Origin of the sequence: Paraglaciecola psychrophila 170 (genome assembly GCF_000347635.1) — a bacterium.
Taxonomy (GTDB): domain Bacteria; phylum Pseudomonadota; class Gammaproteobacteria; order Enterobacterales; family Alteromonadaceae; genus Paraglaciecola; species Paraglaciecola psychrophila.
Window position 1 is genome coordinate 4,756,257 of record NC_020514.1, and the last position, 14,376, is coordinate 4,770,632.

The 14,376-nt window shown below is 41.0% G+C and carries 12 protein-coding genes; 5 read left to right on the forward strand and 7 right to left on the reverse strand.

The features are described 5' to 3' along the window. Positions 1–1,827 carry an acyl-CoA dehydrogenase C-terminal domain-containing protein gene (locus tag C427_RS20845; RefSeq protein WP_007643058.1) on the forward strand — a complete coding sequence of 609 codons (1,827 nt, stop codon included), beginning with the start codon at positions 1–3 and terminating at the stop codon, positions 1,825–1,827. A 693-nt stretch (positions 1,828–2,520) separates the two neighbouring features. On the opposite strand, the gene C427_RS20855 is transcribed toward C427_RS20845, so the two are convergent. After that, a complete protein-coding gene (locus tag C427_RS20855; protein WP_007643056.1) occupies positions 2,521–3,918 on the reverse strand; it encodes a PhoH family protein in 1,398 nt (465 codons plus the stop codon). Between the two features lie 259 nt (positions 3,919–4,177). Here C427_RS20855 and rapA point away from each other — a divergent pair, with 259 nt between their 5' ends. Together rapA and C427_RS20865 are read left to right on the forward strand one after the other, a co-directional pair. Further along, positions 4,178–7,012, forward strand: a complete 2,835-nt coding sequence (rapA, locus tag C427_RS20860; protein WP_007643051.1) for an RNA polymerase-associated protein RapA — start codon at positions 4,178–4,180, stop codon at positions 7,010–7,012. A 10-nt stretch (positions 7,013–7,022) separates the two neighbouring features. Next, a complete protein-coding gene (locus C427_RS20865) occupies positions 7,023–7,673 on the forward strand; it encodes a pseudouridine synthase (protein ID WP_007643049.1) in 651 nt (216 codons plus the stop codon). Between the two features lie 25 nt (positions 7,674–7,698). Here C427_RS20865 and C427_RS20870 read toward each other — a convergent pair whose 3' ends face one another. Then, on the reverse strand, positions 7,699–8,262 hold the full coding sequence (locus tag C427_RS20870; protein WP_007643048.1) for a GNAT family N-acetyltransferase: 564 nt from the start codon (positions 8,260–8,262) through the stop codon (positions 7,699–7,701). Between the two features lie 94 nt (positions 8,263–8,356). On the opposite strand from C427_RS20870, the gene C427_RS20875 reads away from it, so the two are divergent. Together C427_RS20875 and C427_RS20880 are read left to right on the forward strand one after the other, a co-directional pair. Then, entirely contained in the window at positions 8,357–9,292 is a 936-nt protein-coding gene (locus C427_RS20875) for a DUF3530 family protein (RefSeq protein WP_007643047.1), read from the forward strand. A 199-nt stretch (positions 9,293–9,491) separates the two neighbouring features. Next, the gene (locus C427_RS20880; protein WP_226991289.1) at positions 9,492–9,758 is read left to right on the forward strand and encodes a hypothetical protein; all 267 of its coding nucleotides are present in this window, start codon (positions 9,492–9,494) and stop codon (positions 9,756–9,758) included. A gap of 66 nt (positions 9,759–9,824) precedes the next feature. On the opposite strand, the gene C427_RS20885 is transcribed toward C427_RS20880, so the two are convergent. From C427_RS20885 to C427_RS20900, 5 genes are all read right to left on the reverse strand, one after another. Continuing rightward, on the reverse strand, positions 9,825–11,096 hold the full coding sequence (locus tag C427_RS20885) for an AmpG family muropeptide MFS transporter (protein WP_201765503.1): 1,272 nt from the start codon (positions 11,094–11,096) through the stop codon (positions 9,825–9,827). Next, a complete protein-coding gene (locus tag C427_RS26820) occupies positions 11,078–11,386 on the reverse strand; it encodes a putative transporter (protein WP_015431288.1) in 309 nt (102 codons plus the stop codon). Before C427_RS26820 ends, C427_RS20885 begins: the two co-directional genes overlap by 19 nt. 90 nt (positions 11,387–11,476) lie before the next feature. Continuing rightward, positions 11,477–12,430: a sensor domain-containing diguanylate cyclase gene (locus tag C427_RS20890; protein WP_007643038.1), complete on the reverse strand. Its 954-nt coding sequence runs from the start codon at positions 12,428–12,430 to the stop codon at positions 11,477–11,479. A gap of 11 nt (positions 12,431–12,441) precedes the next feature. After that, positions 12,442–13,458: a response regulator gene (locus C427_RS20895; protein WP_007643036.1), complete on the reverse strand. Its 1,017-nt coding sequence runs from the start codon at positions 13,456–13,458 to the stop codon at positions 12,442–12,444. A gap of 41 nt (positions 13,459–13,499) precedes the next feature. Then, positions 13,500–14,333 (reverse strand): thymidylate synthase, encoded by an 834-nt coding sequence (locus C427_RS20900; protein WP_007643034.1) that lies wholly within the window; start codon positions 14,331–14,333, stop codon positions 13,500–13,502. Positions 14,334–14,376: the final 43 nt, after the last annotated feature.

The window sequence follows — 14,376 nt, forward strand, 5'->3', positions numbered from 1 at the left end:
ATGCCAGTATATAAAGCACCTTTAAGAGATATTAAATTCTTAATGAGAGATGTATTAGATTATTTCCCTCATTATAAATCGTTAGCAAATGGAGCAGACGCTACCCCTGACACGGTCGACGCTATTTTAGAAGGTATCGCCACCCTAAGTGAAGACGTCTTGGCACCATTGAGTTTATCTGGTGACAAAGAAGGCTGTCATTTTAATGCAGGCGAGGTGACTACCCCAAAAGGTTTTAAAGAAGCTTATAAATATTATGTGGCAGGGGGTTGGCAAGGTTTATCTTTCCCTGAAGAGTATGGCGGTCAAAATCTCCCTACATCAATCAACCTCATTAAGGCAGAAATAACCGGTAGCGCAAACTGGTCTTTTTCGATGTACCCGGGGCTAAGCATGGGTTGCATCAATACCGTATTAGAATACGGCTCTGACCTCCAGAAAAAACAATTCATGTCGCCGTTAGTCAGTGGCCAGTGGAGTGGCACCATGTGTTTGACTGAACCACAATGTGGAACTGATCTCGCACAAGTCAAAACAAAAGCCGAACTCAACCAAGAAGATGGAAGTTACCGATTAACGGGCACCAAAATATTTATTTCGGCTGGTGAACATGATTTAACAGAAAATATTATCCACATCGTTTTAGCTCGTATCCCTGGCGCGCCCGAAGGAACCAGAGGAATTTCATTATTCATCGTACCCAAGGTGAATATTGACAGTGATGGTAAGTTAACAGACAGAAATTCTGTAAATTGCGGTTCAATAGAGCACAAGATGGGCATTCGTGCTTCATCAACCGCGGTGTTAAATTTTGATGCCGCAACTGGTTACTTGATAGGTAAGGAGAATGAAGGATTACAAGCGATGTTCACCTTTATGAATACCGCAAGAATTGGTACTGCGCTGCAGGGTATTTGTCATGCTGAAGCAGCATTTCAAGGTTCACTCGCTTATGCCAAAGAACGTCTATCTATGCGTGCTTTATCGGGTAAAAAACAGCCTGAGTCAGTTGCTGATGCAATAATATGGCACCCCGACGTTCGTAAGATGTTATTAACCCAACGTGCCATTGCTGAAGGTGGCAGAGCGATGATTTTTCATGCCGCAAAAATTGCTGACAAAATGTTTAATGCGACCGTTGCCGGTGATACTAAAAAACAGCAAGCTTATGACGATGAATTAGGGTTTTATACTCCCATCCTAAAAGGTTTTATCACCGAACTAGGATTAGAATCGGCTAACTTAGGCATGCAAGTGTTTGGTGGACATGGCTATATTCATGAACATGGAATGGAACAAATTGCTCGTGACGCTAGAATAGCGACGCTCTACGAGGGCACAACAGGTATCCAAAGCTTAGATTTATTAGGGCGTAAAGTGTTGATGTCAAACAAAGGACAATCTATTCGTGACTTTAGTAAAGTAATTTTTTCATTCGCTAAGCCGCACTTATTGTCTCGTGGCCCTGTTGGTAGTATGGCTCGCAAGTTATGCAAACGTGCAGTTGAGTGGAACATCATGACACTGCGAATTATGCTTGGCGCGGCGAAAGACCGTGAGTTGGTCGGGTCTGCCTCAGTGGATTATCTGATGTACTCTGGTTATGTGATGATGGGTTATTTTTGGGCTTTACAAGCTGAAAAATCAGCTGCATTAATTGAAAGTGGCACAGGCGAAGAATCGAATGATTTCTACACATCAAAAATTCAAACGGCAGAGTTTTATTTCGACCGTTTACTGCCCCGTGCATCCGCTCATAAACAATCTGCTGTGTCTTCAACAAAGTCGTTGATGCAAATGGACAACGAGCATTTTAACTTTCTATAGCACTACGTTTTATGGTTTACACAGCACTTAACGTTTTTAACATCATAGGGAGCTAAATTGGGACACATCAGCCATGTAATATAAACATCATGGCTGATTAAAATAAACGCGATTGGCCCGGATGCAGTGTAAGTTGACGCCTTTTAAATTATTATGCCAAAGATTGAAAAGCGCATACTGGCACATACATCTCTCAAATGATTAGCCATTCTAAAACTTCCATAATCCAAAAAGTCGGCGCTCAGGGTCGACTTTTCTTTGACCGCCAAGGACTATATTTTTACTGTGACTACCAATCATGTTTATTCAACTCACCACAGTCTGGGTTGATTATATTTTGGCCTACGTTAGTGATTGCTGCATTAACAATGACTGTTCAAATATTTAGTCTTATTGGATAAATCAAACCCGTTGCCAAGAAGTCCCTTAATAATCATATTTTGGCTATAAGTAACGGTTTTGCTAACAGACCGCCCATATCCCTCGACTGGGTATTTAGTATATTGACGTTGAGGTAAAAACCAAGCAATTTGCCAGCATACTTCGAAATACATGATTCTATAAATGCATTAATGGGCAGTTGGGTTATTAATTTTTTACCACTATACAAGTTAAGAATAAAAAAGAGAAAGTAAACGGAAGCCACAGCCAAATAAAGTGATTCGCTTGTGGCTTCTAACCTAGTTTATTTATCTACAATTGCTCTTCCGCAAATTCTGCCAACCTGCTGCGCACAACACCGTCTAAATTAATTGTGGCACTGCCAGAAAAATTCTTAAACTTCTCAACTATATAGGTTAATCCCGATGTGACTGCCGATAGGTAGTTACTATCTATCTGAGCCAAATTACCACTGCATATCAACTTGGTGCCTTCGCCACAACGGGTGATGATGGTTTTTAATTGAGAAGCGGTAAGATTTTGTGATTCATCTAAAATCACAATGGCATTTTGAATACTCCGACCACGCATGAAATTCACTGATTTAAACTGAATATTCGCTTTTTCCATGATGTAGTTCATCGAGCCTTTCACGTTTTCATCATTTTTATGCAGCACTTCTAAACTGTCTGTAATGGCAGCAAGCCAAGGCGCCATTTTTTCTTCTTCAGTACCAGGCAGAAAACCAATGGATTCAGCAATTTCAGGAGTACTTCTGGTCACTATGATTTTGTCGTACATATTTTTCTCTACCACCATTTCAAGTGCTGCCGCCAGAGCTAGAAGAGTCTTACCACTGCCCGCTGGACCAGTGAGGATCACTAAATCAATATGTGGATCAAGTAAGGCATGTAAACTCATCGCTTGACCAATATTTTTTGGTGCTACACCCCAAGCACTGCGTCCCATGAGCCGCTCATACCCTAAATCTAAAACCTCCAAATGTTCGTCATTAACAGACTCGATTAAACCAGCGAAGTGCTGGCTATCGTCTAGTAAAAACTCATTCACATATGCTTCTGGCAATACTTTACGTTCAATTGTGTGAATAGTGTCTCGGCCTTCTATACGGCTGTCAACTGACTTGACCTCATCCCAAAAATTACCCGAGAACTGATGATACCCCTTCGATAAATATTTAATGTCGGTGACCATTTGATCGGTTCGGTAATCCTCGACATGAGCCAAGCCCGCCCCCTTGGCCTTTAAACGCATGTTAATATCTTTGGTAACCAATACCACTTGTTTAGTATTTTGAGATTTTTGTAAATACAGTGCACTATTAATAATACGATTATCATTTTCGTTACTAGTAAATACTTGTTGTGACACAGGCATACCGTGATCAACAAAAATTGACAGGCTACCCGAAGGCGCTGACTCTCCAGCACCCATACCTTGCATTGATACACCCTGCATCAAATCTTCAGGCGTAGCGTCATGCAGTAAATTTTCCATGGCTCGAATAGACACACGAGCGTCTCTGGCCACATCTTTTTTACTGTCCTTAATATAATCCAGCTCTTCAAGTACAGTCATAGGCACAACCACGTCGTTTTCTTTGAAGGATAAAAAGGCTAGGGGTTCATGCAGCAGAATATTAGTGTCTAATACGTAAATTTTTGAACTTAGTGCTTTTTCTCTGGACATCCGGCGCTCCTGTAGGACTTGGATAGAGTACCTGCCAGTTAAACCATGTTTTTTGATTTACGTATGTGTAACTAGTAAACAGTTGCGCTTAAAACATACTTAACTACAGGCTTTCCTAGTCACAATAAAACACTTTTTCTAGACAATCATCTACTTTTAAACAGTAGATGATTAATTTTTTGTTACAATGCGCGCCACGCCCAACTCTATTCTCTTGGCGCCAATTCATAGTAGTAATTCCATAGGTGAGGACACAACAATGGCTAAGCAACAATATTTTGCCTTAGGGCAACGCTGGCTCAGTGATACAGAGACTGATTTAGGTCTAGGAACCATTGTACTGATTGAGTCACGTACGCTCACAATGCTATTTCCAGCCACAGGAGAAAGCAGGGTCTATGCTGCTCAAACGGCTCCTTTGACTCGAATCGAATTTGCGATTGGCGATAGTGTAAAAAGTCATGAAGGCTGGGAGTTGCTAGTAGAACAGGTTCAGGAAAAAGATAACCAGCTTACCTATATTGGGCATCGAATTGATACCAATGAAGCGGCTATTCTAAAAGAAACCTTTATCGACCATCATTTTCAGCTTAATCAGCCAGAACAGCGATTATTAAATGGTCAGTACGACGACCCTAAGTGGTTTGATTTACGCCAACAATGCCTGTCCCATCAATTCGAGCATAGCACCTCACCGTTACTTGGTTTTGTAGGAGCGAGGGTCGATCTTATTCCCCATCAATTACACATTGCATCTGAAGTAGGTAGTCGTCATGCCCCTAGAGTATTACTAGCTGACGAAGTAGGTCTGGGCAAAACCATTGAAGCTGCATTAATCATCCACCAGCAATTGTTAACAGCTAGAGCACAAAGAGTGTTGATTGTTGTGCCTTCTAGTTTGGTACACCAATGGTTAGTGGAAATGTTACGTAGAGTCAATTTAGCCTTTTCAGTGTTTGATGAAGAACGCTGTGAAGCGATGTCAGAAGACGCCGGCAATCCATTTGAAGCAGAACAATTGATCATATGTAGCCTCGACTTTTTAACCCACAACAGCCGTTACTACCAACAAGCGATGGAAGCTGAGTGGGACTTGATGGTGGTGGATGAAGCGCATCATTTAATTTGGTCACAAGGTCAGCCTTCGCAGCAATATCAAGTGATAGAAGGCCTAGCCAATGTCACTAAAGGTGTATTGCTACTTACAGCTACGCCCGACCAACTTGGCCACGAAAGTCACTTTGCTAGACTCAGATTACTCGACCCAGCGCGTTTTCATGACTATCACAGCTTTGTGAATGAGGAAAAACAGTATAGTCAATTGGCGACCGCCATTGGCCCATTACTCAGCGGTGCTAAGCTTAGCGATCACAACATTCAGGCTATCAGCCAATTTGCTGCCCCTGATATGTTAAAAGATATCAATGCATCTGACTCACACACTAAAACCAAATTACTTCACACTTTATTAGACCAACATGGCACAGGTCGATTGTTGTTTAGAAACAGTCGGGCTGGGGTGAGTGGATTTCCAAAAAGAAAATTGTATGTCTACTCATTAATTCAACCAATCGAATACTCTTTGTTACAGTCAGAAGACCCAAATAACTTACAGGTACAGTTGACCCCAGAAAGACATCCAGACGTGGTGAATACTTGGTTTAATTTCGACCCTAGGGTCGAGTGGTTTATCACGCAATTAAAATCTTTAAAGGGCGAAAAAGTCCTGACTATTTGTGCGAATGCAAGTACTGCACTGCAATTATCAGAAGCATTGCGGGTTAAAGCAGGTACTCGTTCAACGGTATTTCATGAAGGCATGGATATTGTTGAACGCGACAGGGCTGCTAATTATTTTGCTCAATCGGAAGATGGCGCTCAAGTGCTAATTTGCAGCGAGATAGGCAGTGAAGGGCGTAACTTCCAATTTGCACACCACCTGATTTTATTTGATTTACCTTTAGTACCTGACCTTCTAGAGCAACGAATTGGCCGTCTTGATCGAATTGGACAAAATCACGATGTATGTATACACGTGCCTTATTTTGATATGAGTGCACAACAGGTGTTACTCGATTGGTATCACCAAGGGTTAGGCGCATTCGAACATACCTGCCCCACTGGTATGACGGTGTATGAAGAAACCCAAGAAATGTTGCATGAATGCATTCAGGATCCCAGAAATATCCCTAAGTCAGAACAATTGATCAATCAAACCGCTAGCCTACACCGCGAGCTCAAGTTAAAACTTGAACAGGGTAGAGATAAATTGCTAGAGCTCAATTCATCTGGTCAAGGTCGCATCGATGTATTTTTAGAACAAATATTGCACGCCGAACAGTCGCCTCAGCTTGAGCTTTTTATGACTCGACTGTTTGATGCTATTGGTTTGCTTCAAGAAGATCATGATGAAAGCTGTTATTTATTACGGCCTACCGAAACCATGATCAGTCCTCTTCCAGGTTTGGACGAAGAAGGTATGACCATTACCTATGAACGCACCACTGCAACGTTATTGGAGCATGTCACTTTTTTAAGTTGGGATCACCCCATGATCCAGCATGCTATGGATATGTTGACCACTGACGTGATAGGTAAAAGCTCGATCGCGTTTTGTCGAGATAAAAGCAAGCCTGCCGGTGCGTATTGGTTAGAATGTTTATTTGTGCTGTCAGCTAAAGCGGCACATGGTTTACAACTGTCACGATTTTTACCGCCAACACCGGTTAAAATCTGTATTGATAGCAACTCACAATCGATTGACAAACACTTTATTCAACTAGAGCCAGTGCTACCCAAAATGGGTAATCAGCTCATTAATGCGCTGAAGACTCAAATAGAAAAGTGCTTGCATAATGCCCATCAAGAAGCTGAGCAAAAAGCCGAGTTGGTGAAAAATAAGCGAATAAGTCAGATGCAAGCATTGTTAGGGGGGGAATTAGCTAGGTTACAAAGCTTACAAAAGGTAAACCCTGCCATTCGTGATGAAGAAATTGAACATGTAGCTAATCAGATCAATAGCCTTAAAACAATCATGGGCGAAGCAAGACTTAACCTTGAGGCCGTTAGGCTGATTGTGAATAACCCGCAGTAGAGAATGATATATGGAAATTCTTAACTACTGCCCTCCAATGGAACCGTACTTAGAAATTGTTTCTCAGGATGATGATATTTTAGTGCTCAACAAACCTAGTGGTTTGTTGAGTGTTCCAGGTAAAGAGCATGCCGATTGTTTACAAGCTCGAGTACAAAGAGTATTTCCGACGGCGACAGTGGTGCACCGATTAGATATGTCAACGTCAGGCTTGATGGTGATGGCTTTAAACAAACCTGCCCATAGGCATATATCTAAACAATTTGAACTACGCGAAACAGCTAAAACCTATCAAGCTATTGTGTTTGATAGGGTGCAACAAGACTCTGGCGAGATCAACCTACCACTTATTTGTGACTGGCCAAACCGCCCAAAACAAATGGTTGACCATGAACAGGGTAAAAAAGCGCTGACCCACTGGCGAGTACTAGAGCGAAATACCCATAGTACAAGGTTGGAACTGAAACCTGTTACGGGGCGCTCCCACCAACTGAGAGTGCATATGTTGAGCATGCAGCACCCTATTTTAGGTGACAGCCTGTACGCCCACGATCAAGCCTTAGCGATGTCAAATAGACTGAACTTACATGCTATGTTTCTCAGCTTTAGGCATCCAGTCAGCGAACAAACGTTATGTTTTGATTCTGAAGTGCCTTTTTAAACTGATATTAATTAGTCAAGTTTTATTACTTTTTAAGTTGTTCAGTGCGCAATACTGCAAACATGTTCATGTCATGGAAATCGTTATTCCAGTAACACTTACCGCGCAAGGTTCCCTCAAGACGAAAACCTAAACTTTTCACTAATTTTTCTGAAGGCTTATTGCTGGGTAAGATGAGAGCTTCGACACGATGCACATAAAAATGAAAACTTTCATCAAAGATAAAATTGAGAATAGTCGCCACAGCCTCTGTTGCATACCCTTTACCCCAATAATCCTTAGACAATTCATAACCAACAACCGCACTATGATCAAATTCGTTCCAATTTGTGAAACCACAGGTACCTAAGAACTCACCCGACGACTTATCTCGAATAGCCCAACGTATGCCCGTGTTACTGTCAAATCTAGCGTCAAAATACTCTATCAGACGGTCTGCTTCAGCAATCGATTTGAAACGTTCAACATCATAATGCTCGATAATTTTGGGATCAGAAAATATGGCGTATAGCGGTTCACGGTCAAGCTTTGTTAACCTATTAAGTAACAATCGTTGAGTTTCAATAATTGGGAATGCTAGATTTGGCATGAAGTCTCTGATAAAAATGTGAGTTAATCCATTATTAACGAAATAATGACTGCTGCAAAATTAAAGAACTAACGAATACTTTCCGATAACATATTTGAGATATTTTTTCAGAGTCATTATCGTTATTAAATTACTGTTTTTATTTGTACTCGCTTTTGTCTGCAATCGCAGCTTAGCCGCACCTGATAACCAATTGCTAAGAAAATTAGATATTCAGCGTGGACTATTTTCTGACGCCTACCAAACTTTTGAAATTGACGAACAGCCCATTATTTATGTGTTGCAAGAAAACACCACAGCCATTACTCGTGGTGTCGCAGTTTTAATTGCTGATAGCGGCATCCCCATAGTAGGCCAAGAAGGCTTTGCAGCTTTAGCCAATGAGCTGAACAAAATTGGCTGGGTTACTATTTTACTACCCGCCCCAGATATAGGTTTTATGCCTACTATCGAGCAACAAGCTGCTGTAGAAGATGAAGAAACAACAACCCCTGACATAGAGCCGCCAGTCCCATCCGTTGAGGCAGTAACTAGCCCCAGTGCACCAATATTAAATTTAGATATCAGTAAGTCTGCGGTAACCACTATACAAGACCAGGCATTTATAAAACATGAACAACAGCTAGTCTCACTTTTACAGGCCGCATTCGAAAAATATCAAGAATACCCAGGCTTCTTTTTAGTCATCAGCAAAGGCACAAGTGCCGCTTGGTTAAGTAAAATTTATGCTGAGAAAACATTTGACACCCCCGACGCGTTTGTAATAGTCAGCCCTTATTGGCCAGATAGAAAATATAATCAACAGCTACCACAATGGGTAGCCAACACGTCAATGCCAGTATTAGATTTATTTAGTAGTTGGGATAATGCATGGGCACAACAGACTGTTACTCCCCGTGAAATAGCCACAATCAAAGCACTAAAACTGCAATACCGGCAACGAGAATTGCTTGGGTATAATATGCATCAACAACATAGCGCCTACATTGCCAAAGAGATTTATGGCTGGATAAGCCACATGGGATGGTAAGTAACTTAAGTGTTGCAGCCTTACGGTAGCTACATATCAATAATTCTTATTCCGAAAAAAACTCTATTAGCTGTAAAAATAAAAATTCTAGCTATACTTGAGCACATGTACCACAACAAATTAGACGGTCGTAGTGTCCACTGTTAGTCATTTCGTTCAGAGTAAATCCACACAGCTGGCATATTATGTCCGTTTCTTTTTGCAACGCAAAATTCCTTATTCAGAACTAGATTTGTTTTTTTGGGATACCATGGAAGAATGGGCACAAGTCAAAAAAGGTAAACATCTGCCTTACGAAAGCACCGAGCAAGTGTTTTGGCATGTATTACACCAAATACATTACTGGCCGCAGCGAACGCTGATTGAAGATCCCTACTTAAGAGGCGAATTAGAAACGTGCCTAGATTGTCTTGAAAGTAAAGGGATGTATCCATTGCCATTGGACTGCATTGGAATAAGACCCTAGACTTCTTTAATTTCCTGTATTAATGCAACATCTTGAGGATATTATAAATTTTCAGGTACAAGGTATTCACCTTTTTCCAAGACGATGTATATCAAAGCGTTTATTGGCCAACACAATCAATACTAATACAGGGATCCCCATCAATGCAGTGCTTAAGAAAAAGTGTTGGTAACCTATTGATTCAACAATTGTGCCTGAATAGCCACCTAATATTTTTGGTAGTAAAGTCATTAATGAGCTGAAAATAGCATATTGCACGGCAGTAAATGAAATATTGGTCAGACTAGATAAAAAAGCAATAAAGGCAGCACTAGCTAAACCTGCAGATAAATTATCTGCAGAAATAACCACATACAACAAAGTCATATCATTGCCGACTTGAGTAAGTAACATAAATAATAGATTGGTTATCGCCGACAATAATGCACCTAAAAACAAAATTTTCAATACACCAAAGCGCACACTCAATAAGCCGCCTAAAAACCCACCTATAATGGTCATTATTAAACCAAAGGTTTTCACAACACTGGCAATTTCAGGTTTGGTAAAACCTAAATCGAGGTAAAACACATTAGCTATTACGCCCATCACAATATCGGAGATTCGGTACAAACCAATCAAGGCTAATAATAACCACGCCAATGACCAGCCATATCTTTGGAAAAAATCGTTCACCGGTTCCACATAAGTGGCAAGGATTGCTTTTTGTTGCACTAGGCCGCTAGCAATTACTATTTTAGCAATAAGACCAGCAACTATTAAGGCTAAGGCTAAGCGAACAAGCTCAACCAGTGCACCGGCTAAATAACTATTAGTAATCAGCGTACTTAATGCTGCTTTTACCGATACTGCATCAGATGCCGTCAAATAAAAACTAGCCACAAAGCCACTGACGGCAAATATAAACAACAAGAAAAAACCTAATTGGTGGTGCTTATCTTGTGCTTGAGTGAGATGATTTGATTGCGGCTCGCTGACCACTAAGGTGGTTATCACTCCGATCGACATCATCGCAGCCATAATTAGATAGGTTGTTTGCCACGCCAGATAATCATATTCACCCATGCTCGAGCCAAAATAACTGGCTAACACCAAGGAGCCAGCTCCGGCGATCAGCATACCGATTCTGTAACCGGCAATGTAGCTAGATGACATTAATGCTTGCAGCTGAGTATCGGCAGACTCAATTCGATAGGCATCAATCACTATATCTTGGGTCGCCGATGAAAAGCCTAATAACATCGCTGCCCATGCAATAACTACTAAGGTTTGCGTGGCTGGGTCAACAAAGGCCATAGCGACAATTGCTAGCATAATCATCACTTGTGAAAATAACATCCAAGCTCGGCGGCGGCCCAAAAACGAGTTAAAATTGGAAGCGGTAAGCTGTCTACCAAAGGTGCCCAAACAAATTTAAAAGAATAACCTAAGGCAGCCCAACTAAAATAAGTGACTGCTGCACGATCTATTCCCGCCTCACGTAACCACAAGCTTAAAGATGAAAATAACAATAACAAAGGTAATCCAGCTGAAATGCCAAAAAACAACATTGTGATAACCCGAGGATGTTTAAACGACTTTAGGGTATCTAACCAAGTTGCTTGCGAAGTATTAGGGATATCATTCATTAACAGGTTATTTCGTAATCGTAATTAAGGTAACAGTCTTGGCTTGGTATTGGCAGTATCCCATCACTAGGGCACAACTTGTGGTCAAGTCTACTCAGCAAGTATAACTCGATTTTTGCCCGCAGCTTTTGCTTGATATAATGATTTATCAGCCATATCTAACCATTGTGTACTATCCTTATAAGTATGTTTAAAACCTGCAATGCCGATACTGACAGTGAATGAAATATTCATCTCATCATGAACCACAACACATTTCTCAACTAAACGGCGAACACGCTCGGCTACAAACTCTACGTTAGCAACAGGTGTATCGGGCAGTATGACAGCAAACTCTTCACCCCCGTAACGACCAGCAAGATCCGTTTCTCGGGTAGCTTTTTTGATAATACCAGCCAAAGTTTTAATGACCTCATCACCGGCAGGATGGCCATAAGTATCATTCACTTTCTTGAAATTGTCGATATCCAACATTATAAGCGCTGAAGGGCTTTCACTGCGCTTATCTCTCTTGTACTCCATCACAAACTGCTCTTCCCAGAAACGTCTATTGTAAAGTCCTGTCAAACCGTCGACGCGGCTAACTTTTTCCAACTGGCTATTGAGCGATTGCATACCCAAGCGGCTTACTGCCTCATCTGTCACATCGTATATCACCAAACACACCTGCTCTACTTTACCCGTCAAAGATGCTAACGGAAAAATCGTGATGTTTTGGTACATATGATTAGCTTGGGAAGTGATGGGACGATTGCAGTCAAAATGAAATAAGTACGGACGCTGCTCCCAAATAATAAATACCGGGCTCTTTAATGAAAATGCTGGAGCCGCTTTGCGAGTAAACCACTCTTCATCTATTTCAGGAAAAAACTCAAATAAGTTTTTGTTTTGAATCATCCCCGGCACAATACTGCTGTGGTTTTCCATAAATTGGTTCCACACCTGCACATTAAAGTCTTTATCTAACACCACAATCCCTACCTCAATAGAACCGAGAAGGTCGTGTTTCCAATGCATTTCCGCCAAACTACTATCAACTGCCATAAAATCAGACCTTAATAATGGGATGTGACAAGTTTATCGAATACTAAGTCGATAGATTTGTTCGGGAATAAGAGTAACAAGTCAAAGTTTATATTTTGGCTTTTAATAGAGTAGGCAATTTCGATTGCCAACATATCTTCTTTTCTATGTGTCGTCGTTTTGAGGATATCGTCTAGATCGCAGTGTCGGCCCAAAATAATCGGATGATTATGGCTAAATACACAGTGAAGCTGTTCTGAGAGTGCTCTTAAACAAGCTCCAATCAAAATATTGGACACGTCCATCAAGGCTTCAAGCTCCAATGAATGGCTACTTTTATCATCGCTATATTTAAGAAGCTTGACCATATTACCAAAGTTAGAGTCATTAAAAATAACTAACGCTTCTCCATTAATACCAGCGCTAATGAAACCTTGTGATACTGCTGACACACTTTCGTTACGCTGAATATCGGCTATAGCCATGTGTAATTCAGTATTAGTAATCAAGTTAACATTTGGAATAGGCAGGTCAATAAATTCACCCAAAAGTGTAGCTAAACTTTCACCGGCCTTCCCCATCGCCACGTTAGCCATTTCACGATAAACATCTAATTTTTCTGTATGGGAATCTTTAGCAGTAGGTTCAACGTCTTCAGCACGTTTACTGGCTGATGCTTCACCCGAATACAATCCAAATTGAACCAGAATTTCTATTAGTTTAGCATTATCGGTTGGCTTGCGAATAAACTCTAATGCCCCCAATGCCAGCATGCGTGCGCGAGCCTCCGGCTGCACATCACCAGACACCACAATAACCATGGTAGGCAAGTCCTCATCCTTGATGATTTGCATGGTCTCGTAGCCGTCCATGATAGGCATATTTAAATCTAGAAACATCACATCCGCTTTACCAGCTCTGATCATTTCTAATGCTTCCTGTCCATGCTCAGCGAAGCTTATATCAACATCCCATCCATCTGGAATAGATCTTTGCATTTGTTTACGAGCAAAACTCGAATCATCACAAATAAGTACAGGAGTAGTCATATGGACTTTATCACCTAATTCTGATCTGTCTAATGAACAATTTAAATAGCCACCAGTGCTTTGATGTGGTCATGTGCCTGATAGTCTTTTAATTCGAAATCATTGATTCCAAACGCAAATATATCGTGAATACTAGGGTTAATTATCATTTTTGGCAAGGGGTAAGGTTCACGAGTTAATTGTAAACTTGCTTGTTCTAGGTGATTTACATATAAATGAGCATCGCCCAGGGTATGAATAAAATCTCCCAGTTGTAAATTACAGACTTGTGCTAACATCATGGTTAACAGCGCATAACTAGCAATGTTAAAAGGCACACCCAGAAAGATATCGCCACTGCGTTGGTATAACTGACAAGATAACTTGCCTTCTAATACATAGAACTGAAACATCGTATGACAGGGTGGTAATGCCTGCTTGCCCTGTTCAGCATTTTCTTTAGGCGAAAAAGAAGTATCTGGTAATACAGCGGGATTCCAGGCGCTAACAATTAACCGTCTTGAGTCTGGATTGGTTTTGATTTGTTGAACTAGCTCACTGATTTGATCAATAACTTGTCCATCTACCCCTTCCCAACTGCGCCATTGCTTTCCGTAAACAGGTCCTAATTCACCGTCATCGGTAGCCCATCCGTCCCAAATCTTGACATTATTTTCAGACAAATAAGCGATATTCGTTTCGCCTTTTAAAAACCATAAAAGTTCGTGAATAATAGATCTCATGTGACACTTTTTAGTCGTGACCAAAGGAAACCCTGCATTCAAATCAAAACGCATCTGGTAACCGAACACACTGAGAGTACCTGTACCGGTTCGATCTTCTTTTTTAACGCCTGTGTCTAATACGTGACGCATTAGTTGTAAATACTGTTGCATGTTTACTCGTCTCTCTTTACTTCATTTACTTCATTGCACTTAA